Source organism: Ancylobacter polymorphus, from assembly GCF_030813495.1.
GTDB lineage: Bacteria > Pseudomonadota > Alphaproteobacteria > Rhizobiales > Xanthobacteraceae > Ancylobacter > Ancylobacter polymorphus.
In genome coordinates, this window is record NZ_JAUSUI010000002.1 from 585,457 (window position 1) to 607,877 (window position 22,421).

Genomic DNA, 22,421 nt, shown 5'->3' on the forward strand with positions numbered 1-22,421 from the left:
ATGCCCGCCACGAGGGCGGGCAAGGTGCCCAAAACGAGACATGCCCGGCCTGGGAGCCGGGCATGTCCATCCTGACGGCACGGCGGATGCCGGCGGTCGCTAGGCGAGGGCCGCGGGCGCGGCCGAACCGTGAGGCGCGGATCAGTTGGTCGTGGTGGTGGCGGCGCCGGTGCTCGGAGTTTCCGAACGGGCCTGTTCCAGGCTCTTGAATTCGGGAGCCGCATTCAGCTCTTCCTTGGTCATCGAGACCACGACCTTCTCGCCATCGTCGGTGGGCGTGGCGGTCAGCGAGTCGAAGGACACCGCGACCGGCTTGGCGCCGATGCCGAGGAATCCGCCGACATCGATCACCACGGCGATGATCTCGCCTTCGCGCTCGACGATCACGTCGCTGATCGAGCCGAGCTTCTCGTCATTGGCGGTCACCACCTCGGTGCCCATCAGGTCGGAGCCGAGCCACTGGCCCGCGCTCTGGGCGCTGACGAATTTCGGCGTCGCCGGAGTCGCGGTCGCCGAGGCAGCCGGAGCGGCGCTGTCGGTCGAGCCGGCCGTGCCGGGCGTCGGGGTGGTCGCCGGCATTTCGGAGGCCGGGGCCTGCGGGTTGCCGGCATCCGGCTGAACCGGGCTGGCGGCCGGCGGCGTCGTGGTCTCAGGCGCCGGGCTCTGGGCGAAGGCGACCGCGGGGGCGAGCGCCAGGGCAGCGGCGGCGGTGAGTGTCGCAAGCTTGCTGGTCATCGTCTTCTCCGTGTTCAGTAATTTCGGAAATCGGACCGATCGTTCGATCCTCTGTGGTAGAAACGGAATAGAACCGGATGAGTTCCCCAACGTAGTCACTTTTTGGGAGGTGGTATTTATTTACAAAAATCTCAGCTTCGACCGATCATCGAAGCGTCGGCGACGCAAATCGTCAATTCTTCGGTCGATAGACTTGATTTCGTCACACCCAACGCAGAAAGGCAGCCTTTGGGCGTACGGGTGGCGCGGCTGGGTGCGAGCGGGGCGGGTTCCGGCTGGCTGTTAACGATGACAGGTGCGGGAGCCGCAGCGGGGGCGGAGGCGGCCGGGATCGGCTTGCGGGCCGTATCGAGACGCGCACCCTTGCCGGCACGATTGACGAGGTGCGCCTGCCGGGCCCCAATCTCCGGCCCGAAGGCGTCGATGGCGATGGCCTGCGGCGCGGCGCGGGTGAGCGAGCCGGTGGCCAGGGCGCCGGCGGTGAGCGGCACCATGAAGGCAACGCCGGTGACGGCGCCGAGAAGGTAGGCGGACCCCTTGAAGACGCTGTCGATGCCCTTCATCACTGCTTCCCCTTCCGTCCGGACCTGCGGGCATGCATGTGCGGTCGCGCGACGTGGAGCACGTCGCCGCCGGAGCTTTTCCGCAGACGATGGTTTCGATGAATTGGTCCGGCGAAGGCGGTCGCCGTGATCGCAGGGTTAACGCGCGTAAACCGTAACGCGTTCCCGCGTGCGATCACGTTTTCGCGCGCGGCCCATGCGGTGGGAGAAGGAGAGAACGCCCGGCGCGGTCAGCGCTCGGGCGTCAAATGGCTCTCGGGCACGCTCACCGTGCAGATGAGGCCGGAGGGGGCGAAGTCGAGCTCCACCTTGCCGTCGAGCGCGCGGGCGAGGTTGCGCTCGATCACCAGCGAGCCGAAGCCGCGTCCTTCCGGCTTGGAGACGACAGGCCCGCCGCGCTCGTGCCAGGAAAGCTCGAAGCCGCCGCCGGCCTCCGGTGTGCGCCGGGTCCAGATGATGTCGACATGGCCGGTCGGCACGGACAGCGCGCCATATTTGGCGGCGTTGGTCGACAGTTCATGAATGGCGAGGCCGATATTCTGCGCCGCTTCCGGCTTGAGGAACAGGTTCGGGCCCTTGATGGTGAACTGGCTGTTCTCGCGGTCGAGATGATGGCCGAGCTGCGAGCGCACCATGTCGTTCAGCGAGGCGCCGTACCAGCTCTCCTGCACCAGCAGATCATGCGACTTCGACAGGGCCTGCAGCCGGGCGCTGAAAATCTCGACGAAATTGTCGATCGAGCCGGCATGGCGGGCGGTCTGGCGGGCCATGGCCTGGATCACCGCCAGCAGATTCTTCGAGCGGTGGGTGAGCTCGCGCATGAGAAGGCGCAGATGCTGCTCATTCTCCTTGCGCTCGGTGACATCGACGGCGGCGCCGGTGAGGCCCACCGTGGTGCCGGCGAGATCGCGCAGCGGGTCGATATGGATGTCGTACCAGTATTTGCGGCCGGCCTCCTCGATCTCGATCTCGCCCTTGCGCGAGGCGGAGGAGGCGAGCGCGTCGCGCTTGAGCAGGGTCAGCGCCTGCGCCTGCGCCTCGCCGAGCAGGTCGGCATCGCTGGAACCGAGCACCTGTTCCACGGGAAAACCGAACAGCGGCTTGCTGACCGAGGTGTAGCGGAGCTCGCGGTCCTGGGTGAAGATCGCGACATTGGAGCCGCGCAGCGCCATCTCATAGCGCTGCAGGGCGGTCGCGAGTTCCAGCGTCAGCCGTCGCTGCTCGCTCACCGCGTGGCGCGGGGTCGGCATGTCGATCAGCGCGGCGAAGTTCGACCACAGGGCGACCGCGCCGATCAGGTTGAGCAGGGCGATGCCGATGCGCACGCCCATCGGCAGCAAGGGAAAGGTGCTGCCGAAATCGAAGATCACCAGCAGTGAGAGCACGCCGAAAAGCAGCACCAGGGTCGCTAGAAGCAGGCCCAGGAGCCGTGTACGGATCGACAGGTTGCGGCGCAGGAACAGGAGCCGCACCAGAGCCACGAAAATGGCCAGCGACGACAGGACCGTGATCCAGCGCGCCGCGTTGTCGACAAGGGCAATGTCGGGCATTTAGGGGTGCTCAGGCGCTGGCACGCTGCTCCCGCGGACGGGCGCGTCGTTCGAAGAACAGCGCCTGGCTGATGACGGCGGCGACGGTCGAGGGCTGGAAGGGCTTGGCGATCAGGAACGCCGGCTCGGGGCGGACACCGGTGAGGAAGCGTTCGGGATAGGCGGTGATGAAGATCACCGGCACCTCGGTCTTCTCGATCAGCTCGTTGACCGCATCGAGGCCGGAGGAGCCGTCCGCCAGCTGGATGTCGGCGAGGATGAGGCCGGGCGCCTTGCGGCGGGCGAGGTCCACCGCCTCGGTATGGGTGCGGGCGATGCCGGTGACGCGATGGCCGAGGCCTTCCACCAGACCTTCCAGATCGAGCGCGATGAAGGGCTCGTCCTCGATAATCAGCACATCGGTGGCGATTTCCGCCGCCAGTTCGCGCCCGGCATCGGCGACCAGATTGCGCAGCGTGGGAACGTCGATGGAGAGGATGCTCGCGGCTTCCTCTTCGGTGAAGCCCTCCAGCGACACCAGCAGGAACGCCTGGCGCACCACCGGGGTGATGTGGCCGAGCCGCCGCTCGCCCTGCAGCGGGGCGGACGGGGCATCGACCTGGGCGTTCAGCGTCACGGAGTCCCACAGCCGCGTGAGCAGGGTGTAGAGCGCCACACGGGGATCGATCGAGCGGTCGAGCGTCGAGGGATCGGCGATGAGCGTCTCCAGCATGGCCGTAACATAGGCGTCGCCGGCCGACTGGCTGCCACTGAGCGCGCGCGCATAGCGGCGCAGAAAGGGCAGGTGCTGCGCGACAAGTTGAGAAGTGCTCACTCGCGTCTCCCCGAAGCTGCAAATTGTGAAGCGGCTGATAACGCGCGACGGACCGCGTGGTTCCGGAGTAGGTCAAAAATTTTCACGATGCACTAGAATTCCCGGAACCGTTTCGCTTCTGGCTCGTTGTGGCCTCGTATGCAGCGACGGAGCCGTCTTCCCTCTCGACCTTTCGGGGGCTCAATGTCGGGAAAGAAAATGATGAGTGACGATCATTCCGAGGGTGCGGCCGCTGCGGCGGACGGCATGTCCTCCTCGCCTATGGGCGGCGGCAAGGAAACCGCGCTCGGCAGCGAGATACAGGCCAAGATCGGCCAGCACCTGCGCGCCATGTATGACGACGTGGTGCGCCAGGGCGTGCCCGATCGATTCATGGACCTGCTGTCCAAACTCGATAAAGCGGACACGCCGTCCGGCGAGGGTGGGGGGCGCAAGTGAGCCGGTTCGACCCGACTTTGCGCGACGAGATCATCGCCGCCATCCCCAATCTGCGGGCCTTCGCCATCTCGCTGTCGGGTAGCGTCGACCGGGCGGACGATCTGGTGCAGGAAACGCTGCTGCGTGCCTTCGCCAATATTTCGAGCTTCCGGCCCGGCACTAATCTGCCGGCCTGGCTGTTCACCATCCTGCGCAATCTGTTCCGCTCCGAGTACCGCAAGCGGCGGCGGGAAGTGCCGGATTCGGACGGCGCCTTCGCCGCGACGCTGACCAGCAATCCCGACCAGAACACCCATCTGGATTTCGAGGATTTCCGCGCCGCGCTCGACCAGTTGCCGCCCGACCAGCGCGAAGCGCTCGTCCTGGTTGGCGCCTCCGGCTTTTCCTATGAGGAAGCCGCCGATATCTGCCAATGCGCGGTCGGCACCATCAAGAGCCGGGTGAACCGGGCGCGCAAGCGGCTCGGCGAGATGCTGGCACTGGACGATGTCAGCGATTTCGGTCCCGACAAGACCACGCGCGCCGTGCTCGCCGCCGAGCGCACCTAACGTCCCGCGCCCCGGCCCTTTGCCGGCCAGCTGAGGCGCACATTCATTCTCTCCCAGATACCGCGCCTCGACCTCGCCCTCACGCGAGAACGCCCCCGGCTTGCGTCGGGGGCGTTCTTTGCTTTAGCGCCGGAAGCGGGATCAGGGCGCCCGGCCACGGCGCATGAAGCCAAACACCGCCGACACCAGAAACAGGATGATGGCGACGAAGAAGATGATCTTGGCAATTTCTATGGCGGTTCCGGCGATGCCGCCGAAGCCGAGAACGGCGGCGATCAGAGCCACCACGAGAAAGGTCAGCGCCCAACCCAGCATGTAAGCCTCCACGTACGATACGGCCTTGGCCGCGTGGCGGGACAACAATTGAGGCGGCTCAGGGTTCCTTGGGCTGAGAGGGGCGCAGGCGCGGATGTGAGACCTCCCCACAGCCCGCCGCTTGCCGTGCCATCAGATGAAGGTAAAATATTCCCCACCGGCAGGATCGGGAGCGACGGATGAGTCTTCGGGCACGGTTAAGGCCTTTCGTGCCGGCGGCTCTCGTCCCCGTGCTGCGGAGCGTCAGGGACGCGATCTATCCGCCTCGCACCCGCTATCATTTCTCCTATGACGATGCCGGCGAGGTGAGCGAAGATATCTCGCGCAAATACGCCTACTCAGGCGACATGCTGACCTGCTTCGCCGGAAACGAGTTCGGTATCGTCAGCAAATGGCACCATTACATACCGCTCTATGATCGCTACTTCGCGCCGTTTCGCGCTGCGCCGGTGAGATTTCTGGAAATAGGAGTCGGTAAGGGCGGCAGTCTTCAGATGTGGCGGACATATTTCGGGGCCGATGCCGTCATCTATGGAATCGACATCGACCCGAGCTGCCTCGCTTATGATGGTGTCGCCGGCCAGGTCCGCATCGGCTCGCAGGACGATGTCGCCTTCCTGAACCGGGTCGTCGATGAGATGGGCGGCGTGGATATCGTGCTGGACGATGGCAGCCACCAGATGAAGCATCTGCCCGTGACTCTGGAGGCGCTTTTCGGCCGTCTGCACCCCGGCGGGATCTATGTGATCGAAGATCTGCACACCGCCTATTGGCGTGACTATGGGGGCGGGTATCGCGGCCGGCGCAATTTCTTCCGCTATGTCGGCGAGGTCATCGCCGACATGCACCGCTGGTATCACCGTCACAGCCTCCGGCATCCGTCGGTGAGTGAAGGCTGCAGCGGCATTCATGTGCACGATTCGATGGTGATTTTCGAGAAGGGGCCGGTTTTTCCGCCGGTCATGTCGCGGGTGGGGCGCTCCTGAGCGTCGCCCCGCCCGGTACGTGCGGCTCAGATCCGCGTCGCCAGCGAGGGGGCGACGGCGCGGGCTTCCGCCAGCAGGGCGGTGACGATCGGCGTCATCGGCTCGCGGTCGAGCACGACGAGGCCCATCTGGTGCAGAACTTCCGGCCCCTGGATCGGGATGGAGCGGATGCTGGGGGGAAAGGCGAACACATCCGCCAAAGTGTTGGCCACCACGCTCGCCCATTTGCCAGTGCGCACATGCGAGAGCAGAGCGAGGGTCGAATTGGCCTCCAGCATCGGCACCACCGCATGCCCGGCCTCGGCGAGCTGCTTGTCGACGATGCGGCGGTTCTGCATGTCGGGGGTCAGCAGGCACAGCGGCACCCGGCCGATTTCCTCCCAGGTCACCTTAGGTTTGTCGCCGAGCGGCGAGTCGGCCGAGGTGAGGAAGCGGTAGCCTTCCTTGTAGAGCGGCACGGTCTGCACCCGCCCGAGCGGGTCGTTGTCGAGATAGGTGATGCCGGCATCGGCCTCCAGATTCTCGATCAGCCGCAGCACCTCGTTGGAAGACGCGGAAATCAGCGTGAAGCGCACATCGGCGTGCTTGGCGTGGAACGGCGTGGTGAGCTCGGAGAGCATCGGCATGGCGGTGGGAATGGCGGCGATGCGCAGATGGCCGGAAAGCCCCTTGCGCATGCCGGCGATTTCCTGGCGCATGGCGCGCACATCGCCGATGACCCGCCGCGCCCATTGCAGCGCGCGCTCCCCTTCCGGGGTGAAGCCGATGAAGCGCGAGCCGCGCTCCACCAGCCGGACGCCGAGCTGTTCCTCCAGCTGCTTGAGGCCGGCCGAGAGCGTGGGCTGGGTCACCCCGCAGGATTCGGCGGCACGGCCGAAATGGCGCTCCTTGGCGAGGGCGAGCAGAAGTTCGAAACGGTCGATCACGCGGGACGTTTCCTGACACAGACGATAGAAACATTCTATCAAACTATCAGAAAAGCTTCATCCTGCGAATTGGACAGATTAAAGACCGCCGCGCCCACCGTCACCCCTCATTCGGCCGCCCCGCGCAGCGGCGGGGTGGGCAGCGTATCCGCAGCGAAGAGATCAGGCGGCGCGGAGGTGCGCGCCGGGCCGTCGGCCTCGAACTCCAGTTGCTCGATGCGCGCGCCGCGCCTGGCGATCTTGTCGGCGGAAGTCAGCGCCTGCGCCACGTCGTCGGTCATCTGGCCGAAGTGCTTTTGCAGATTGCCGACACGGTCGCGCAGGCGGATCACGTCGGCGACCAGCTTGCCGCATTCGGTGCGGATGAGGTCGGCCTGCTCGCGCATGCGCGCATCCTTGCAGATGGCCTGCACCACCTGCACGGCGAGCATCAGCAGCGAGGGCGAGACGAGGATCACGCGGGCGCGGAACGCCTGCTGGATGAGATCGTCGAAATGTTCGTGCAACTCGCCATAGACGGATTCGGAGGGCACGAACATCAGCGCCACGTCCTGCGTTTCGCCGCCGACGAGGTAGCGCTCGGCAATGTCCTTCACATGCCGGCCGACATCGGCCTTCAGCCGCGCTTCCGCCGGCTTGCGCGCTTCCGGCGTCGGCGCCTCGCGAAAGGCGGTGATCGATTCCAGCGGAAATTTGGAATCGACCAGCAGCGGGCGCGTGTCGCCGGGCAGGAAGATGGCGCAGTCGGCGCGGCGTCCATTGCTCAGCGTGTGCTGGAAGGCGAAGCTGTCGCGCGGCAGGGCGTCGGCGATGATGGCCTGCAGCCGCCCCTCGCCGAAGGCGCCGCGCGCCTGCTTGTTGGCCAGCGTCTCGCGCAGGCTCATCACCTGGCCGGAGAGTTCGCCCAGGCTCGCCCGCGCCTGGTCGACAAGGGCGAGGCGCTCATTGAGCCGCACGAGATTTTCGTGCGTGGCTTCGCTCGCCCGCGCCAGACTTTCGCCCATGCGGTGGGAGGAGGCGTCGAGCCGCTCGGCCACGGCACGGGCGAGATCGCCCTGGCGCTGGGCCAGCACCTCCGTCATCGACTGCACCCGCCCGATGGTTTCCGCCTGGGTGCGGGCGAGATCGGCGAGGCGTTCTTCCAGTTCGTCCGCGCGGCGGGCCTGCTCGTCCGCCTCAAGCGCGTTCTGCCGGGCGCTGCGCGAAACCGCGCGCAGAACGGCGACGAGCAGCAGAAAGGCGAGCGCGCCAGCGCCCGCGAGCGTCTGCGCCAGCGTCACCGGCTGGGTGCCGAGCGTGAACACGATCTGATCCATCGCCGTCTTCTAGCAGATTCTGGCGTTGGCGCGAACGGAGAGTGAACATCCGTCGCGGGCAGGGTAAACCCCGCGTTGACGGAATTCGGCGCGGCGCTTATCTGAACGGCATGTCGATACGTCCGCTCGTGATCCTCCCCGATACCCGCCTGCGCCAGCTCTCCGACCCCGTGCTGCGCGTGGATGCGCGCGTGCGCGCGATCGTCGAGGACATGTTCGAGACCATGTATGACGCCCCCGGCATCGGGCTGGCGGCGATCCAGGTCGGCATTCCCGAGCGCATCGTCACCGTCGATGTCGGCCCGCGCCAGGCGCAGGCGGACGGGGCGGAGGACGAGGAAGCCGAGCGCGAGAAGCACCCGCTGGCGCTGATCAACCCGGAGATCATTGCCTCCTCCGAGGAGATGTCGGTCTATGCCGAGGGCTGTCTGTCGATCCCGGAATATTACGCCGATGTCGAGCGCCCGGCGCGGGTGAAGGTCCGCTATATGGACCTCAATGGCGAGACGCAGGAAATGGACGCCGACGGGCTGCTCGCCACCTGCGTTCAGCATGAGATCGACCATCTCAACGGCGTTCTGTTCATCGATCACATCTCCAAGCTCAAGCGCGACCGGGTGATCACCAAGTTCACCAAGCTGGCGAAGAAAGAGCGGGCCTGACCCCGCCGCGCAGGCGACGCTTCGTTTCCACCTTTCAGCGGAGAGCCGCATGCGCATCGTCTTCATGGGCACGCCCGATTTCGCGGTTTCCACGCTGGTGGAGATCGTCGGCGCCGGCCACGAGGTGGTGGCGGCCTATACGCGCGCGCCGGCGCCGGGCGGGCGGCGCGGGCTCGATCTCGTGCCCTCGCCGGTGCACCGCGCGGCGGAACGGCTCGGCATTCCCGTGCTGACGCCGTCTACCCTGCGCACCGAGGAGGCGGCCGCGACCTTCGCCGCGCATGAGGCCGACGCCGCCGTGGTGGTGGCCTATGGGCGCATTCTCCCGCAGGCGATCCTCGATCTTCCTCCGCTCGGCTGTCTCAATCTCCACGCCTCGCTGCTGCCGCGCTGGCGCGGCGCGGCGCCGATCCAGCGGGCCATCATGGCCGGCGATAGCGAGACCGGCGTCGCGGTCATGAAGATGGAAGCGGGGCTCGATACCGGGCCGGTGGGGCTGGTGGAGCGCGTCGCCATCGGGCCGGACATGACGGCAGGCGAGCTGCACGACCGGCTGATGATCGTCGGCGGCGACCTGATGGCGCGGGCGCTGGCGGCGCTGGAGCGCGGCGCGCTCGGCTTCACGCCTCAGCCCGAAGACGGCGTGACCTATGCCGCCAAGATCGACAAGAACGAGACCCGCATCGACTGGACCCGGCCGGCGGCGGCGGTGCACGACCATATTCGCGGCCTCTCGCCCTTTCCCGGCGCCTGGTTCGAGCTCGACGGCGCGCGGGTAAAAGTGCTGCGCTCGACGCGGGGCGCGGGTTCCGGCGCCCCCGGTTTGGTGCTGGACGGCGCGCTCACCATCGCCTGCGGAGAGGGCGCGGTACGGCTCATCGAGGTGCAGAAGGCCGGCAGCCGGGCGATGCCGGCGGATGAGTTTTTGCGCGGCAGCGACCTGACCGCGGGCAGGGTGGTGACATGACGGACATACGCGCTCTCACGGCCGGGGATCACGCGCTCTGGCTGCCGCTCTGGCAGGCCTATCTCGTCTTTTACGAGGCGACGCTGCCGGACGAGGTGACGGCGACGACCTGGCAGCGCCTGCTCGATCCGGCCGAGCCGGTGCATGGCGCGCTGGCCTTCGATGCTGGCGGGCAGGCGGTCGGGCTGGTGCACTGGCTGTTCCACCGCTCCACCTGGTCGGTGGGCGATGTGTGCTACCTCAACGATCTTTATGTGGACGCCAGCCAGCGCGGGCAGGGCCTCGGCCGCCGGCTGATCGACCATGTCGCGGCGGACGCGGCGGCGAAGGGCAGCGCCGAACTCTATTGGCTGACCCATGAGACCAACCACACGGCGCAGCGGCTTTACAACGCCGTCGCCGAGCGCGCCGGCTTCATTCAGTACCGCAAGCCGCTCACGGTCTGAGGACGTACCCCTTCGAACCCGTCATCCCGGACAGCCGCAAGGCCGATCCGGGATCGCGTGACAGCGGCGGACGATCCCGGCTGCCGCTTCGCTGCGGCCGGGATGGCGCATTGGGGCGAGACGAGAGCGCTCTCACTTGCCCGGCTGCGGCACCATGCGCAGATAAGGCTTCAGCGTCTTCCAGCCGCCGGGAAACTTCTCCTTCGCCGCCTCGTCGCTGACCGAGGGGACGATGATCACATCCTCGCCGTCCTTCCAGTTGGCCGGGGTGGCGACAGCGTGCTGCGCGGTGAGCTGGAGCGAGTCGATTACCCGCAGGATCTCGTCGAAATTGCGCCCGGCGCTGGCGGGGTAGGTGAGGGAGAGCTTCAGCTTCTTGTCCGGCCCGACGACAAACACCGAGCGCACGGTCATCGTGTCCGAGGCGTTGGGGTGGATCATGTCGTAAAGGCCGGAGACGGTGCGCTCCGGGTCGGCGATCAGCGGGAAGTTCGGGGCGTAGCCCTGTGTCTCCGCAATGTCCTCCGCCCATTTCGCATGCGCGTCGAGCGGATCGACGGAGAGGCCGATCACCTTGACGTTGCGCCGGTCGAATTCCGGCTTCAGCCGTGCCACCTGACCGAGTTCGGTGGTGCAGACCGGGGTGAAGTTCTTCGGGTGCGAGAACAGCACCCCCCAGGAATCGCCCAGCCATTCATGGAAGCGGATCGGGCCTTCGGTGGTCTCGGCATCGAAATCGGGAACGATGTCCCCGAGGCGGATGGTCATGGCGAACTCCCGTCAAAAAATCTAGTGTTTTTGTAGCATACTCCGCGCGGCGGCGGGTGCAAGCCGCATCCTACCCTGCGACCGTGACAGTGGAACCTCAGGGCGAACCGCACGTTACCGGACGGGCGCCGCCTCCGGCCGGAGGCAGGGCGCCATCGAGATCAGGTATCGCCGTCACGGTCTGCCGGGCAGGTCCGGCATTCTCAAAAGGAGAGGGATATGCTCAAGATCGTTGTGCTTTCGCTGGCCACGCTCAGCATCGCCGCCTGCACCACCACGGAACGCCGCGCCACGGGCGGCGCGCTCATTGGCGGCGGCACCGGCGCGGTCATCGGCGGCATCGCCGGCGGCGGCACGGGCGCGGCGATCGGCGCGGGCGTGGGCGCGGGTACGGGCGCGCTGATCGGCGCGGCCACCTCGCCGGGCGACTGCTGGGCCTATGACCGCTATGGCCGCCGCGTGGCGGTGCGCTGCTGACCGCAGCGCCTTACCCAAGCGACAAACGAGGCGGCCCCAAGCGGGGCCGTTTTCGTGTTCGGCTACTGGCTCGCCCACAGCACACGGGCGATCCAGGCAATGTCCGCTTCCTGCAGCAGGCGGTCGGGATGCTCGGGGTTGAGCGAGCGCAGTTCCACCGTGCGGTTGGTCTGGCGCTTCAGCTCCTTGGCCAGCACCTCGCCCTCGCGCGTCTTCACCACCACCCGGTCGCCGCGCCGGATCGGTGCGGAGGGCGAGACCACGACGACATCGCCGTCGCGGTAGAGCGGCAGCATGGAATCGCCGGAGATTTCCAGCGCATAGGCGTGCTCGTCGCCGACATTGGGAAAGGCGATCTCGTCCCAGGCGCCGCCGACGGGAAAGCCGGCATCGTCGAAATAGCCGCCTTCGCCCGCCTGCGCGAAGCCGATGAGCGGAATGGCGCGGCGCCCGCCGGTGCCGCCATTCACCAGCCCCATGAACTCGTCGAGGCTGGTGCCGGTGGCGGCCAGCACCTTGGCGATGCTCTCGGTGGACGGCCAGCGCGGCCGCCCGTCCGCCGCCTCACGCTTGGAGCGGTTGAAGGTGGTGGCGTCCAGCCCGGCGCGGCGGGCGAGGGCGGAGGGGCTGAGGTCCAGCCGTTCCGCCAGCCTGTCCAAAGCGCGCCAGATCTGGGCATGGCTGAGCATGATTCGTGCTCGGATTTTTGTCAGATATGTAGGAATTATACCCTATTCTTGCCGCTGTCCAGCCGTCTTGCGGCGGCTTTGGCGCGGCTTTGGCGCAGCTTTGGCCCGGCGCTGGACAGGGCGCGCACCCTGCCTAGGATGGCCGCCCTTTCGGGCAGGGGCCGGCATGCGCACAGACGAGACGCCACAGGACGAGACCGAGGCCCTGCTGCTGGCAGCGGCGCGCCGGGCCATCGCCTACCGCGCGGACCCCACAGCGCACCCGCCGGCGAGGGATTATGCCGCCTGCCTCGCCGCCTTTGACGGCCCGCTGCCCGAGGCCGGCGTGCCGGGCGCGGACGTGCTCGACGCGCTGGTGGCGCGGGCCGAGCCGGGGCTGCGCGCCTCCGTCGGGCCGCGCTTTTTCGGCTGGGTGATCGGCAATTCCCACCCGGTCGGCGTCGCCGCCGACTGGCTGACCGCGGCCTGGGGCCAGAACACCGCCAATCACTTCGCCGCGCCCGCCGCCGCCGCCGCCGAGACGGTGGCGGCGCGCTGGCTGCTGGAGGTGCTGCGCCTGCCGGCGGAGAGCGGGGTCGGCTTCGTCACCGGCGCCACCATGGCGAGCTTCGTCGCCCTCGCCGCCGCGCGCGGCGAGGTGCTGCGCCGGGTGGGGTGGGATGTGGAGGCGCTGGGCCTGTTCGGCGCCCCGCCGGTGCGGGTGCTGATCGGCGAGGAGGCGCATGCCAGCGTGTTCTCGGCGCTGCATTATCTCGGCTTCGGCAAGGCGAGCCTGATCCGCGTGCCGGCCGATGCTGAGGGGGTGATGCGGCCGGACGCGTTCGAGGATGTGCTGGCGCGTGCCGTGCCCGCGGGCGCGCCGCTGATCGTGGTGACGCAGGCCGGGCATATCCATAGCGGCGCCAGCGACGACCATGCGCGGCTCGTCCCGCTCGCCCGGGCGCGGGTGGGGTGGGTGCATGTGGACGGCGCTTTCGGCCTGTGGGCGCGGGCCTGCCCGACGCGCGCGCACCTCGCCGCCGGTAGTGAGGCGGCCGATTCCTGGGCGACGGACGGGCACAAATGGCTGCAGACGCCGTTCGACTGCGGCTATGCCATCGTGCGCGACGCCGACGCCCATCGCCGCGCCATGACCATCGCGGCGAGCTATCTGCCGCCGGTGAGCGAGCATGAGCGCGACCCCTCGCATTATGTGCCCGAACTGTCGCGCCGCGCCCGTGGCTTCGCCAGCTGGGCGCTGCTGCGCCATTTCGGCCGCGAAGGCATCGCCGCCCTGGTGGAGCGCCATTGCGCGCAGGCCCGGCTTCTGGCGGAACGTCTCGCCGCCGAGCCCGGCATCGCCGTGCTGAACAAGGTGGTGCTGAACCAGGTCGCCCTGCGCTTCGGCGGCGCGGCGGAGGGGGCGGCAGGCGACGCGCTGACCCGCGCCACCATCGCCGCGGTGCAGGAAGACGGCCTTTGCTTCGCCGCCGGCGCGGCATGGCGCGGGCGCTGGATCATGCGACTCTCGGTGATCGGCGCTTCCACCACCGAGGCGGACATCCATCTCTCCGCCGACGCCATCATCCGGGCCTGGCGCCGCGTTGCCTCCGCCCCCGAGGCCCTGTAGGACGGGCCGAACGGCACGAGGCGGGAACACGGACATGGCGGCGGCGCAGGCGAGGCTCATCTACAAGATCGCGCCGCGCGCGCTGTGGCAGGCGGCGGAAGCCGCCGGGCGGTTCGACGGCGCGCCGGTGGATGTGGCGGACGGTTTCATCCATTTCTCCACCGCCGGGCAGGTGGCGGAGACGGCGGCCAAGCATTTCGCCGGGCAGGACGACCTGCTGCTGGTGGCGGTGCGGGTGGAGCACCTTCCGCCCGACCTTCTGCGCTGGGAGCCCTCGCGCGGGGGCGACCTGTTCCCGCATCTCTACGGCCCGCTCGCGCTTGAGGCGGTGGCCTATATCCGCGACCTGCCGCTCGGCCCGCAGGGGCGGCATCTGTTCCCGGCGCTGGAGGGGTGATCTCATGAGTGCGCCGATGAGCCGCCTGCTCGACCTCGCCCTTCCCTTCGCCCGGCTGATGGACCCCGAGACCGCGCATGGCCTCTCCATCCGCGCGCTCGCCTGCCTGCCGCCGCGCCCGGCGCCGGTGGACGATTCCCGCCTCAACGTGTCGGCCTTCGGCCTCGCCTTTCCCAATCCGGTGGGGCTGGCGGCGGGGTTCGACAAGGAGGCGGAGGTGCCGGACGCGATGCTGGGCGCCGGCTTCGGCTTTGTCGAGGTCGGCACCATCACGCCGCGCCCCCAGCCCGGCAATCCGCGCCCGCGCAATTTCCGCCTTGTCGAGGACCGGGCGGTGATCAACCGCTACGGTTTCAACAGCGGCGGCCATGGCCCCGCGCTGGCGCGGCTTTCCGCCCGCACAAAGCGCCGGGCGCCCGGCATTGTCGGGGTGAATGTCGGGGCGAACAAGGACAGCACCGACCGCGCCGCCGATTACGTCGCCGGCATCCGCGCCTTCGCCGGAGTGGCGGGCTATTTCACCGCCAATGTCTCCTCGCCCAACACGCCCGGCCTGCGCGACCTGCAGGAGGAGAAGGCGCTCGACGACCTGCTGGCGCGGGTTATCGAGGCGCGCGATGAGGTCGCGCCCGGCGTGCCGCTGCTGCTGAAGATCGCGCCCGATCTCGCTCTGCCGCATCTCGACGGGGTGGTGAGCGTGGCGCGTCGGCGGCGGATCGACGGGCTGATCGTCTCCAACACCACCCTTTCCCGCCCGCCCGGCCTGCGCTCGCCGCACAAAGGCGAGACCGGCGGCCTCTCCGGCCGGCCGCTGTTCACGCTCTCCACCCGCATGCTGGCGGAAACCTCTGTGCGGGTGGACGGCGCCTTCCCGCTCATCGGGGTGGGCGGCATCGACAGCCCCGCCGCCGCGCTGGCCAAGATCGAGGCCGGGGCGAGCCTCATCCAGCTCTATTCCGCTCTGGTCTATGAGGGGCTGGGGCTGGCGGAGCGGATCAAGCAGGGGCTCACCGCGCAGCTGGCGCGCGAGAACACCACGCTCGCGGCGCTGACCGGGCGCCGGGCGCGCGAACTGGTGGCGGCGCCGTTTCCGGCCTAGAGCGCATCAGGTGAAAACGGGTTCACCTGATGCGCTCTAGGTTTTTGTTTTTACGCATTTTCGTCACCCGAACCGGAACCCACTTCGATCGAAAATGCTCTAACCGAAGGTTCCGCGCTCCAGCGCCGGCATCCGCAGCGCCAGGAACACGCCGCGCCCGGCGATGAAGGCGAGATAGGCGAGCCACAGGCCGCTATTGCCCAGCGGCAGGGTCAGCCACCAGGCGAGGAAGAACAGCGCCACCGCCGGCAGCATCATGTTGCGCATGTCACGCGCCCAGGTGGCGCCGCCATAGATGCCGTCATAGGCGAAGGCGGCGACGCCGAGCAGCGGCGTCAGCGCCGCCAGCGGCAGGAAGGCGCGGCCGACCTCCCGCACCTGTTCATTCGCCGACAGAAGATCGATCAGTGGCCCGCCGCCCACCAGCAGCAGCGCGGTGGCCGGCGCGGCGAAGCCGAACCCCCAGGCAAGCACCAGCCGCACCGCGCGGCGAAAGCCCGCCTTGTCCCTGGCGCCGACGCTCTGGCCGCAAATCTGCTCGGCGGCGGTGGAGAAGCCGTCGAGGAAGAAGGCCGAGACCATGACGATGTTATAGAGCACCGCATTGGCGGCGAGCGTCACATCGTCCTGCCGCGCCCCCTGCGCGGTGAAGAACAGCAGCACGCTCATCAGGAGCGCGGTGCGGATCATGATGTCGCGATTGACCGCCACCGTCTCGATGAGCCGCGTGCGGGCGATGACCGTGTGCCAGGGCACCCGCCAGTCCCGCCCCACCAGCCGCGCGGCGGCAATGAGCCCGAACAGCGTGCCGGCGATTTCCGCCAGCACATTGGCGCTCGCGGCGCCGGCAATGCCGAAATCCCACCACAGCACCAGAGCGACCGTGGCCACCGCGTTTACGATGGCGATGAGGATTTGCAGGGCGAGGCCGATATCGGTGCGGGCGATGCCGACCAGCCAGCCCAGCAGGGCGAAATTGGCGATGGCGAAGGGCGCGGAAAGGATGCGCACGGAGAAATACAGCGTCGCCGCCGCGTGCACGCCCTCGCTGGCGCCCATGGCGAGAAAGGCGAGATCGGCCAGCGGCCCGTGCAGCACGATGAGCGCGAGGCCGATGAGAGCGGCGATCAGCAGCGCGCGGATCAGTACCGCCCGCAGTTCCACACTCTCGCCGCGCCCGAGCGCCTGCGCGGTGAGGCCGGCCGTGCCCATGCGGATCGAGCCGAAGATCCAGAAGGCGAAGTCGAACAGCAGCGCGCCCACCGCCACCGCGCCGAGCAGCGTCGCGTCGCCGAGCCGGCCGATGGCGCCGGTGGCCACCAGCCCCAGGATCGGCGTGGTCATCTGCGCCAGCGTCGCCGGCAAGGCGAGGAGGAGGAAGCGCCGGGAGGTGACCTCCACCCGGCCGGCGGCCGCGAGGCTCACGGGATCAGCGTCCGCGATTGGCGATGCGCAGGATGAGCCAGAGCGGGATGACGATGACCGCGCCGAGGATGAAATAGCGCCACAGCCGCTCGATCGCCTCGAAGCTGAAATTGAACAGATGCCGCACCAGGCTTTCCAGGCTGGCGAGGATGTTGAGCGGGTCGAGCCCCAGCGCGGCGAGGATGACGCCCACCACCACCGAGAGCAGCACGAGCCGCATGAGAACCCAGAAGGGCGAACCGCCCATCCAGCGGGCAAGCTGATTATCGGCCATGACTCACATTTCCCCGGCAGGCGAACGCTGCTTCCCTAGCACGGCCGTGGGCCGACGGGGAGCGGCGGCGGGGGACTCGCGGGTTGCAAAGCCGTCAGTCTAAGCTCTGTGATCCCGCTACCGGATTCGCCGCGTGGCAGAATGACCAGCGACAGAGCAGATATGCGAAACCCTTGCCCCGTCTGCGGCGGTAGTGAAGTCACCAAAGCCGAGGTGCTGTGGCCCGGACTTGTCGCGGCGTGGGAGTTGTCCCCGGACGAGGTGGCCTATGTGAATCATCAGCAGGGCACCAAGTGCCGGGACTGCGGCACGCAGATTCGTGGCATGGCTCTGGCGCGCGCCATTCTCGCCTGGATGGGAGAGAATGGGCCTTTGCGCGAGGTGTTGAAACGCGACCGCTGGCGCGGCCTGCAGGTCGCCGACATGAATGGCTGTGCCGGCGTGTCGGAGAGTTTCAGCAGGCTGGATGGCTACCAGCGGGCGGATTTCCCCGATTTCGACATGCAGGACCTGTCCCTGCCCGATGACAGTTTCGATCTGGTGTTCCACTCGGACACGCTCGAGCACATTCCCGACCCGGCAGCGGCGCTGCGCGAATGCCTGCGCGTGCTCCGGCCAGGTGGCCGCCTGTGCTTCACCGCGCCGGTGATCGTCGGCCGCCTCTCCCGCCGGCGCGACGGCCTGCCGCCGAGCTATCACGGCTCGCCCGACACGCAGCCGGAGGATTACATCGTCCACAGCGAGTTCGGCGCGGATATCTGGACGCTGCTGGCGGAGATTGGCGCCACCTCCCTTCACCTCGAGACCGTCGATTATCCCGCCGGACTCGCCTGGTCGGTCGGCCGCCCGGACGAGGCCCGGCGGAGCGGGAGTGAGGCGCGCGCGGTTGCGCCGCCCGAGATCAAGCCGCCGGAGAATGAGCCACCCGCTGCCCTGCCGGACCCCGTAGCCGATGCGGTGGATGAGGAGGTGTCGCCCGTTCACCTCTATGACCAGGATGCGCTGGCGACCCGGCACAATCATGAGTTCATGAACGACCCCGCCTTTCGGCGCGCCTATGCGCGCGGCGTCAAGGCGGCGGAGACCGATTATCGCTGGCACTGGCGGGTCCATGTCGGCCTGTGGGCCGCACAGGCGGCCAGTAAGCTGCCGGGCGACTTCGTGGAATGCGGGGTCAATAGGGGCTTCCTCAGCTCGGCCATCATGGAACTGCTGGACTGGGACCGCACGGGACGGACCTTCCATCTGCTGGACACGTTCAGCGGCATCGACCCGCGCTATGTTTCAGAGGCCGAGGAGGCCGAGGGCATTCTGGAAAAGAACCGGAAGACCATCGACAGCGGTTTCTATGTGACCTCGGCGGATGCGGCGCGCGCCAATTTCTCCGAATGGAAGAACCACAGGATCATCGTCGGCGCCGTGCCGGAGACGCTCAGTCAGATCGAGGCCCGGCAGATCGCCTTTCTCAGCATCGACATGAACTGCATGCCGCCCGAGGTCGCTGCGCTCGCGTATCTCTGGCCCCGGCTGGTCGATGGAGGTTTCATCCTGCTCGACGATTACGCCTATGTCGGCTACCGCCAGCAAAAGCTCGGCATGGATGCGTGCGCCCGCAAGCTCGGCGTGAGCGTGCTGTCGCTGCCGACCGGCCAGGGGCTGATCATCAAGCCGCCGCGCGCGCCATTGGCCGGCACAGGGCCGCTCGCGGCAATCAAGCGGCTGTTCCGCGCCTGAGGCCGGCTTCGATCATCGCCTCCAGCGTCTCCAGCCGGTCGGCCTCGGCCGGCGGCTTGTCCCAGCGCAGCCGGGCGATGCGGGGAAAGCGCATGGCAAGGCCGGAGCGGTGGCGGGTGGAGCGCGCCAGCCCTTCAAAGGCGACTTCCAGCACCAGCCCCTCGGTCGGCGTGTGCACCACCTCGCGCACCGGGCCGAAGCGGTTCACCGTGTGGCGGCGCACGAAGCGGTCGATCTCGATCAATTCGGCATCGGTGAAGCCGAAATAGGCCTTGCCGACCGGCACCAGTTCGCCCGCTTCGGTCCAGACGCCGAAGGTGTAGTCGGAATAATAGGAAGAGCGCTTGCCATGGCCGCGCTGGGCATACATCAGCACCGCGTCGACGCTGTGCGGGTCGCGCTTCCATTTCCACCACGGCCCCTTGGGGCGGCCGGGCAAATAGAGGCTGTCGGCGCGCTTGAGCATCACCCCTTCCACCGCTTCCGCGTCCTCTCCCGCGCCATGGGCGGCGGGGTCGGCGCGGGCGGCGGCGAGCGCATCCCATGTGGGGAAGGGCACGAGCGGCGAGAGGTCGAGCCGTCCCTGCGCGGGGTGGGCTGAAATCAGGGCCTCCAGCCGCGCCCGGCGGGCCTCGAAGGGCAGATCGCGTACATCTTCGCCCGCCTCGATCAGCAGGTCATAGCCGCGGATATGGGCGGGGAACTCCAGCAGCATCTTTGGCGTGACGGCTTTCCGGTTCAGCCGCTGTTGCAGCACGTTGAAGGATTGAACCCGCCCCTCGCGCAGGATCAGCAATTCGCCATCCACCACCCCGTCAAAGGCCAGCGCCTCGGCGAGGTCCGGGAACGCGCCGGAGATATCCTCGCCGGTGCGGCTGTAGAGCCGCGTCACATGCCGCCCGTCCGGCCCGGCGGCGCGGGCGGCCTGCACGCGGATGCCGTCCCATTTCCATTCGGCGCGGAAATCGGCGGGGTCGAGCTTGGCGACATCCGCCTCTTCCAGCGGGTGCGAGAGCATGACCGGCCGGAACGGAGCGGGGTCCTCGGTTTCCGGCTTCGGCCCGCGCCCCTCGGCCCAGGCGAACAGCTCCGCATAGGGCGGCGTCAGCCCCGGCCAGACCAGCTCGATCGCATCGGGCGCATGCTCGCCCAGCGCCGCCACGGCGGTCTTGGCGAGGCGGGCGGAGACGCCGATGCGCAGGCCGCCGGTGATGAGCTTCAACAGCGCCCAGCGCCCGGTCTCGTCCAGCCGGTCGAGCAGGGAGGCGAGCACCGCCGGCATCTCGGCGCGGCCCATATGGGTGAGGGCATGGACGATGGCGGAAAGCGGCGGCGGCTCGGTGTCGTTGAGCCCGTGCGGCGCCGGCCACATCAGCGCCACCGTCTCCGAGAGGTCGCCGACATAGTCATAAGAAAGGGCGAACAGCACCGGATCGGTCCGCTCGCCGATGAGCTGGCGGATCAGCCCCGGCTTGGCGTTGCGGAAGGAGAGCGCGCCGGTGAGCGCGGCCAGCGCCCAGCCGCGCTCGGGGTCCGGCGTGTGGCGGAAATAATCGGCGATGAGCCTTATCTTGCCGTTGCGGCGCGGCTCATAGGCGAGGCGGTCGAGCAAGGCGGCGAAGCGGTTCACGGTGCCACCTCCGGTGTGGGCGGCGCCTCCGGGGCGGGGGGGGCGGGCGCGGCGCTCTCGCCCTCCTCCTCGCCATAGCCGACCATGTGCAGCGGCCGGGCGCGCAGCCCTTCCTGCGTCGCCCAATGCACCAGCGCGTCCTCCTGCCCGTGGGTGACCCACAGTTCCTCGCAGCCGGTGGCGCGGATGGCGACCTGGAGTTCATCCCAGTCGGCATGGTCGGAAAGGATCAGCGGCAGCTCGACGCCGTTCTGCCGGGCGCGGGCGCGGATGCGCATCCAGCCGGAGGCGAAGGCGGTGACGGGATCGGGGAAGCGCCGCGACCATACATCGGTGAGCGCGCCGGGCGGGCAGAGCACGACCGCCCCGGCGCGCTCGGCCGGGGTCGCGTCGCGGGCGGGCCGGGTCTCGCCGAGATCGATGCCCTGCGTGCGGTAATAGGCGGTGAGCTTCTCCATGGCGCCGTGCAGCAGGATCGGCCGGTCATGGCCGGCAGCACGCAGCAGCGCCATCACCCGCTGCGCCTTGCCGAGCGCATAGGCGCCGACGAGATGCGCGCGCTCGGGAAACAGCGCCAGCGAGTCCATCAGCTTGCCGATCTCCACCGCCGGGGCGGGATGGCGGAACACCGGGAGGCCGAAGGTCGCTTCCGAGATGAAGACATGGCAGGGCACGGGGGCGAAGGGCAAAGCGGTGGGGTCGGTGCCGGGCTTGTAGTCGCCCGAGGCGACGATGGTGCAGCCGCGCCACTCCAGCGCGATCTGCGCGCTGCCGAGAATATGCCCGGCGGGGTGGAAGGTGACGCCGACGCCGTTCACCTCAATGCGCGCGCCATAGTCGGCCGCCTGGGTCGTCCCGGCGAAGGCTTCGCCGTAGCGTATGGCCATGATGTCGAGCGTCTGCTGGGTCGCGAGCACGCGGCCATGGCCGGCGCGGGCATGGTCGGAATGGCCATGGGTGATGAGCGCCCGCGCCACCGGCCGCGTCGGGTCGATGAAGAAGTCGCCGGCTGGCGAGTAAAGCCCCTGTGGGGTGGTGTGGAGAAGCTCTTCCGGGCGCATCGTGAAACCTATATAGGGCGCGCCTCCTCTTTTTTCGCGAGACCCCGCCATGGCCGACGGCCGGCTCATTCTCTCTTCCGGCGACCCGACGGTCGATCGCCGGATCGACTGGGCGCGTGCGCTGATGGAAGAGGGCAATGCCGCCGACGCGGCGGAGCTTCTCGCCGAGGCGGTGGCCCGCGCCGGCCACTATGCGCCGGGCTGGTTCCTGCTCGGCGAGGCGCGCGAGGCGGCGGGCGACGCGCCGGGGGCGGGCGAGGCTTTCGCGCAGGCGCGGGCGCTCGATCCCGCCGACACGCTCGGCGCCACGCTGCGCCTCGCCCGGCTGGAGGGCGAGGTGGCCGGCATGAGCCCGGCCTATGTGCGCGCGCTGTTCGACCAATATGCCGACCGCTTCGACGCGGCGCTGGCGCGGCTCGACTATCGCGGGCCGGAGGTGATCGAGGCGGGGCTGGCGCAGGCCTGCGAAAGGCTGGCGCGCCCTTTTGCCTTCGCCCATGGGCTCGATCTCGGCTGCGGCACCGGGCTGGTCGGCGCCCGGCTGGTCGACCGCATCGGCACGATGGAGGGCGTGGACCTCTCGCCCAACATGGTCGCCCATGCGCGGCGGCGGAAGGTCTATGACGCGCTGGCCGCCGACGAGATGGTCGCCTTCCTCACGGCGCGCCCGGCGCGCGAGGTGGATCTGATCTTCGCCGGCGACGCCTTCTGCTATCTCGACGACCTCGGCCCGATCCTCGGCGAGAGCCGCCGCGTGCTGGAGCCGGGCGGGCTGCTCGCCTTCACCACCGAGACCCATGGCGGCGAGGGCGTCCTGCTGCGCGACACGCTGCGCTTCGCCCATGCGGCGGACTATGTGCGCGCCGAACTCGTCGCCGCCGGCCTTGCGCCGCTCACCCTCGATCCGGTTTCGGTGCGCAAGGAAAAGGAGCAGCCGGTCGCCGGCCTGCTCGTTGTGGCGTTGCGCGAGGGGTGAGGGCTCGCATTTCGCG

General features: G+C 68.5%; 25 protein-coding genes. 12 read left to right on the forward strand and 13 right to left on the reverse strand.

Going from position 1 to position 22,421, the window contains the following annotated elements; all coding sequences use genetic code 11:
* Nucleotides 1-141: 141 nt before the first annotated feature.
* The 4 genes from J2S75_RS06950 to J2S75_RS06965 all read right to left on the reverse strand — a co-directional run bounded on the left by J2S75_RS06950 (nucleotide 142) and on the right by J2S75_RS06965 (nucleotide 3,662).
* Nucleotides 142-735 carry a PRC-barrel domain-containing protein gene (locus J2S75_RS06950; protein WP_307019070.1) on the reverse strand — a complete coding sequence of 198 codons (594 nt, stop codon included), beginning with the start codon at nucleotides 733-735 and terminating at the stop codon, nucleotides 142-144.
* A gap of 131 nt (nucleotides 736-866) precedes the next feature.
* Nucleotides 867-1,298, reverse strand: coding sequence for a hypothetical protein (locus J2S75_RS06955; RefSeq protein WP_307019071.1), 432 nt, complete (start codon nucleotides 1,296-1,298; stop codon nucleotides 867-869).
* A gap of 230 nt (nucleotides 1,299-1,528) precedes the next feature.
* Nucleotides 1,529-2,848: a sensor histidine kinase gene (locus J2S75_RS06960; protein WP_307019072.1), complete on the reverse strand. Its 1,320-nt coding sequence runs from the start codon at nucleotides 2,846-2,848 to the stop codon at nucleotides 1,529-1,531.
* Between the two features lie 10 nt (nucleotides 2,849-2,858).
* Nucleotides 2,859-3,662: a response regulator gene (locus J2S75_RS06965; RefSeq protein WP_307019073.1), complete on the reverse strand. Its 804-nt coding sequence runs from the start codon at nucleotides 3,660-3,662 to the stop codon at nucleotides 2,859-2,861.
* Between the two features lie 246 nt (nucleotides 3,663-3,908).
* On the opposite strand from J2S75_RS06965, the gene J2S75_RS06970 reads away from it, so the two are divergent.
* Together J2S75_RS06970 and J2S75_RS06975 are read left to right on the forward strand one after the other, a co-directional pair.
* Nucleotides 3,909-4,100 carry a NepR family anti-sigma factor gene (locus J2S75_RS06970; RefSeq protein ID WP_307019168.1) on the forward strand — a complete coding sequence of 64 codons (192 nt, stop codon included), beginning with the start codon at nucleotides 3,909-3,911 and terminating at the stop codon, nucleotides 4,098-4,100.
* A complete protein-coding gene (locus tag J2S75_RS06975; RefSeq protein WP_244378983.1) occupies nucleotides 4,097-4,648 on the forward strand; it encodes a sigma-70 family RNA polymerase sigma factor in 552 nt (183 codons plus the stop codon). Before J2S75_RS06970 ends, J2S75_RS06975 begins: the two co-directional genes overlap by 4 nt.
* A gap of 141 nt (nucleotides 4,649-4,789) precedes the next feature.
* Here the strand turns inward: J2S75_RS06975 and J2S75_RS06980 are convergent, their stop codons facing one another.
* Entirely contained in the window at nucleotides 4,790-4,963 is a 174-nt protein-coding gene (locus J2S75_RS06980; RefSeq protein ID WP_018389091.1) for a DUF1328 domain-containing protein, read from the reverse strand.
* Nucleotides 4,964-5,172: 209 nt separating this feature from the next.
* Here J2S75_RS06980 and J2S75_RS06985 point away from each other — a divergent pair, with 209 nt between their 5' ends.
* A complete protein-coding gene (locus J2S75_RS06985) occupies nucleotides 5,173-5,949 on the forward strand; it encodes a class I SAM-dependent methyltransferase (protein ID WP_307019075.1) in 777 nt (258 codons plus the stop codon).
* 26 nt (nucleotides 5,950-5,975) lie between these two features.
* Here J2S75_RS06985 and J2S75_RS06990 read toward each other — a convergent pair whose 3' ends face one another.
* Nucleotides 5,976-6,875: a LysR family transcriptional regulator gene (locus J2S75_RS06990; protein WP_307019076.1), complete on the reverse strand. Its 900-nt coding sequence runs from the start codon at nucleotides 6,873-6,875 to the stop codon at nucleotides 5,976-5,978.
* Between the two features lie 107 nt (nucleotides 6,876-6,982).
* The gene (locus J2S75_RS06995) at nucleotides 6,983-8,191 is read right to left on the reverse strand and encodes a DNA recombination protein RmuC (RefSeq protein ID WP_307019077.1); all 1,209 of its coding nucleotides are present in this window, start codon (nucleotides 8,189-8,191) and stop codon (nucleotides 6,983-6,985) included.
* Between the two features lie 110 nt (nucleotides 8,192-8,301).
* Here J2S75_RS06995 and def point away from each other — a divergent pair, with 110 nt between their 5' ends.
* Genes def through J2S75_RS07010 form a run of 3 tightly spaced genes read left to right on the forward strand, consistent with a single transcriptional unit; the run spans nucleotide 8,302 to nucleotide 10,266 of the window.
* A complete protein-coding gene (def, locus tag J2S75_RS07000) occupies nucleotides 8,302-8,853 on the forward strand; it encodes a peptide deformylase (protein WP_244378977.1) in 552 nt (183 codons plus the stop codon).
* Between the two features lie 49 nt (nucleotides 8,854-8,902).
* Nucleotides 8,903-9,820 (forward strand): methionyl-tRNA formyltransferase, encoded by a 918-nt coding sequence (fmt, locus tag J2S75_RS07005; protein ID WP_307019078.1) that lies wholly within the window; start codon nucleotides 8,903-8,905, stop codon nucleotides 9,818-9,820.
* Entirely contained in the window at nucleotides 9,817-10,266 is a 450-nt protein-coding gene (locus J2S75_RS07010; protein ID WP_307019079.1) for a GNAT family N-acetyltransferase, read from the forward strand. The genes fmt and J2S75_RS07010 overlap by 4 nt, the downstream gene beginning before the upstream one ends.
* Nucleotides 10,267-10,398: 132 nt before the next feature.
* Here the strand turns inward: J2S75_RS07010 and J2S75_RS07015 are convergent, their stop codons facing one another.
* A complete protein-coding gene (locus J2S75_RS07015) occupies nucleotides 10,399-11,034 on the reverse strand; it encodes a peroxiredoxin (protein ID WP_307019080.1) in 636 nt (211 codons plus the stop codon).
* Between the two features lie 219 nt (nucleotides 11,035-11,253).
* On the opposite strand from J2S75_RS07015, the gene J2S75_RS07020 reads away from it, so the two are divergent.
* Nucleotides 11,254-11,511, forward strand: coding sequence for a YMGG-like glycine zipper-containing protein (locus J2S75_RS07020; protein ID WP_307019081.1), 258 nt, complete (start codon nucleotides 11,254-11,256; stop codon nucleotides 11,509-11,511).
* A 62-nt stretch (nucleotides 11,512-11,573) separates the two neighbouring features.
* On the opposite strand, the gene J2S75_RS07025 is transcribed toward J2S75_RS07020, so the two are convergent.
* On the reverse strand, nucleotides 11,574-12,200 hold the full coding sequence (locus J2S75_RS07025; protein ID WP_307019082.1) for a S24 family peptidase: 627 nt from the start codon (nucleotides 12,198-12,200) through the stop codon (nucleotides 11,574-11,576).
* Between the two features lie 166 nt (nucleotides 12,201-12,366).
* On the opposite strand from J2S75_RS07025, the gene J2S75_RS07030 reads away from it, so the two are divergent.
* Genes J2S75_RS07030 through J2S75_RS07040 form a run of 3 tightly spaced genes read left to right on the forward strand, consistent with a single transcriptional unit; the run spans nucleotide 12,367 to nucleotide 15,305 of the window.
* Entirely contained in the window at nucleotides 12,367-13,809 is a 1,443-nt protein-coding gene (locus J2S75_RS07030) for a pyridoxal phosphate-dependent decarboxylase family protein (protein ID WP_307019083.1), read from the forward strand.
* Between the two features lie 34 nt (nucleotides 13,810-13,843).
* Entirely contained in the window at nucleotides 13,844-14,206 is a 363-nt protein-coding gene (locus J2S75_RS07035; RefSeq protein ID WP_307019084.1) for a DUF952 domain-containing protein, read from the forward strand.
* Nucleotides 14,207-14,222: 16 nt separating this feature from the next.
* The gene (locus J2S75_RS07040; protein ID WP_307019085.1) at nucleotides 14,223-15,305 is read left to right on the forward strand and encodes a quinone-dependent dihydroorotate dehydrogenase; all 1,083 of its coding nucleotides are present in this window, start codon (nucleotides 14,223-14,225) and stop codon (nucleotides 15,303-15,305) included.
* Nucleotides 15,306-15,404: 99 nt separating this feature from the next.
* Here J2S75_RS07040 and J2S75_RS07045 read toward each other — a convergent pair whose 3' ends face one another.
* Both J2S75_RS07045 and J2S75_RS07050 read right to left on the reverse strand, forming a co-directional pair.
* Nucleotides 15,405-16,730, reverse strand: a complete 1,326-nt coding sequence (locus J2S75_RS07045; RefSeq protein WP_307019086.1) for an MATE family efflux transporter — start codon at nucleotides 16,728-16,730, stop codon at nucleotides 15,405-15,407.
* Between the two features lie 4 nt (nucleotides 16,731-16,734).
* On the reverse strand, nucleotides 16,735-17,004 hold the full coding sequence (locus tag J2S75_RS07050) for a DUF6460 domain-containing protein (protein ID WP_307019087.1): 270 nt from the start codon (nucleotides 17,002-17,004) through the stop codon (nucleotides 16,735-16,737).
* Nucleotides 17,005-17,217: 213 nt separating this feature from the next.
* Between J2S75_RS07050 and J2S75_RS07055 the strand changes: the two genes are divergently transcribed.
* Nucleotides 17,218-18,738, forward strand: a complete 1,521-nt coding sequence (locus J2S75_RS07055; protein WP_307019088.1) for a class I SAM-dependent methyltransferase — start codon at nucleotides 17,218-17,220, stop codon at nucleotides 18,736-18,738.
* Here the strand turns inward: J2S75_RS07055 and J2S75_RS07060 are convergent.
* Entirely contained in the window at nucleotides 18,716-20,368 is a 1,653-nt protein-coding gene (locus J2S75_RS07060; protein WP_307019089.1) for a cisplatin damage response ATP-dependent DNA ligase, read from the reverse strand. The two genes, J2S75_RS07055 and J2S75_RS07060, sit on opposite strands and share 23 nt — an antisense overlap.
* Complete coding sequence (locus J2S75_RS07065) at nucleotides 20,365-21,429, reverse strand: ligase-associated DNA damage response exonuclease (protein WP_307019090.1); 1,065 nt, start codon at nucleotides 21,427-21,429, stop codon at nucleotides 20,365-20,367. Before J2S75_RS07065 ends, J2S75_RS07060 begins: the two co-directional genes overlap by 4 nt.
* 49 nt (nucleotides 21,430-21,478) lie before the next feature.
* Here J2S75_RS07065 and J2S75_RS07070 point away from each other — a divergent pair, with 49 nt between their 5' ends.
* Nucleotides 21,479-22,405, forward strand: coding sequence for a class I SAM-dependent DNA methyltransferase (locus tag J2S75_RS07070; RefSeq protein WP_307019091.1), 927 nt, complete (start codon nucleotides 21,479-21,481; stop codon nucleotides 22,403-22,405).
* Nucleotides 22,406-22,421 lie beyond the last annotated feature (16 nt).

Coding starts and splice junctions, on each gene's coding strand:
- J2S75_RS06950 (WP_307019070.1), bottom strand. CDS start 735: ATGACCAGCAAGCTTGCGACACTCACCGCCGCCGCTGCCCTGGCGCTC.
- J2S75_RS06955 (WP_307019071.1), bottom strand. CDS start 1,298: ATGAAGGGCATCGACAGCGTCTTCAAGGGGTCCGCCTACCTTCTCGGC.
- J2S75_RS06960 (WP_307019072.1), bottom strand. CDS start 2,848: ATGCCCGACATTGCCCTTGTCGACAACGCGGCGCGCTGGATCACGGTC.
- J2S75_RS06970 (WP_307019168.1), top strand. CDS start 3,909: ATGTCCTCCTCGCCTATGGGCGGCGGCAAGGAAACCGCGCTCGGCAGC.
- J2S75_RS06980 (WP_018389091.1), bottom strand. CDS start 4,963: ATGCTGGGTTGGGCGCTGACCTTTCTCGTGGTGGCTCTGATCGCCGCC.
- J2S75_RS06995 (WP_307019077.1), bottom strand. CDS start 8,191: ATGGATCAGATCGTGTTCACGCTCGGCACCCAGCCGGTGACGCTGGCG.
- def (WP_244378977.1), top strand. CDS start 8,302: ATGTCGATACGTCCGCTCGTGATCCTCCCCGATACCCGCCTGCGCCAG.
- fmt (WP_307019078.1), top strand. CDS start 8,903: ATGCGCATCGTCTTCATGGGCACGCCCGATTTCGCGGTTTCCACGCTG.
- J2S75_RS07010 (WP_307019079.1), top strand. CDS start 9,817: ATGACGGACATACGCGCTCTCACGGCCGGGGATCACGCGCTCTGGCTG.
- J2S75_RS07015 (WP_307019080.1), bottom strand. CDS start 11,034: ATGACCATCCGCCTCGGGGACATCGTTCCCGATTTCGATGCCGAGACC.
- J2S75_RS07020 (WP_307019081.1), top strand. CDS start 11,254: ATGCTCAAGATCGTTGTGCTTTCGCTGGCCACGCTCAGCATCGCCGCC.
- J2S75_RS07025 (WP_307019082.1), bottom strand. CDS start 12,200: ATGCTCAGCCATGCCCAGATCTGGCGCGCTTTGGACAGGCTGGCGGAA.
- J2S75_RS07030 (WP_307019083.1), top strand. CDS start 12,367: ATGCGCACAGACGAGACGCCACAGGACGAGACCGAGGCCCTGCTGCTG.
- J2S75_RS07035 (WP_307019084.1), top strand. CDS start 13,844: ATGGCGGCGGCGCAGGCGAGGCTCATCTACAAGATCGCGCCGCGCGCG.
- J2S75_RS07040 (WP_307019085.1), top strand. CDS start 14,223: ATGAGCCGCCTGCTCGACCTCGCCCTTCCCTTCGCCCGGCTGATGGAC.
- J2S75_RS07050 (WP_307019087.1), bottom strand. CDS start 17,004: ATGGCCGATAATCAGCTTGCCCGCTGGATGGGCGGTTCGCCCTTCTGG.
- J2S75_RS07065 (WP_307019090.1), bottom strand. CDS start 21,429: ATGCGCCCGGAAGAGCTTCTCCACACCACCCCACAGGGGCTTTACTCG.
- J2S75_RS07070 (WP_307019091.1), top strand. CDS start 21,479: ATGGCCGACGGCCGGCTCATTCTCTCTTCCGGCGACCCGACGGTCGAT.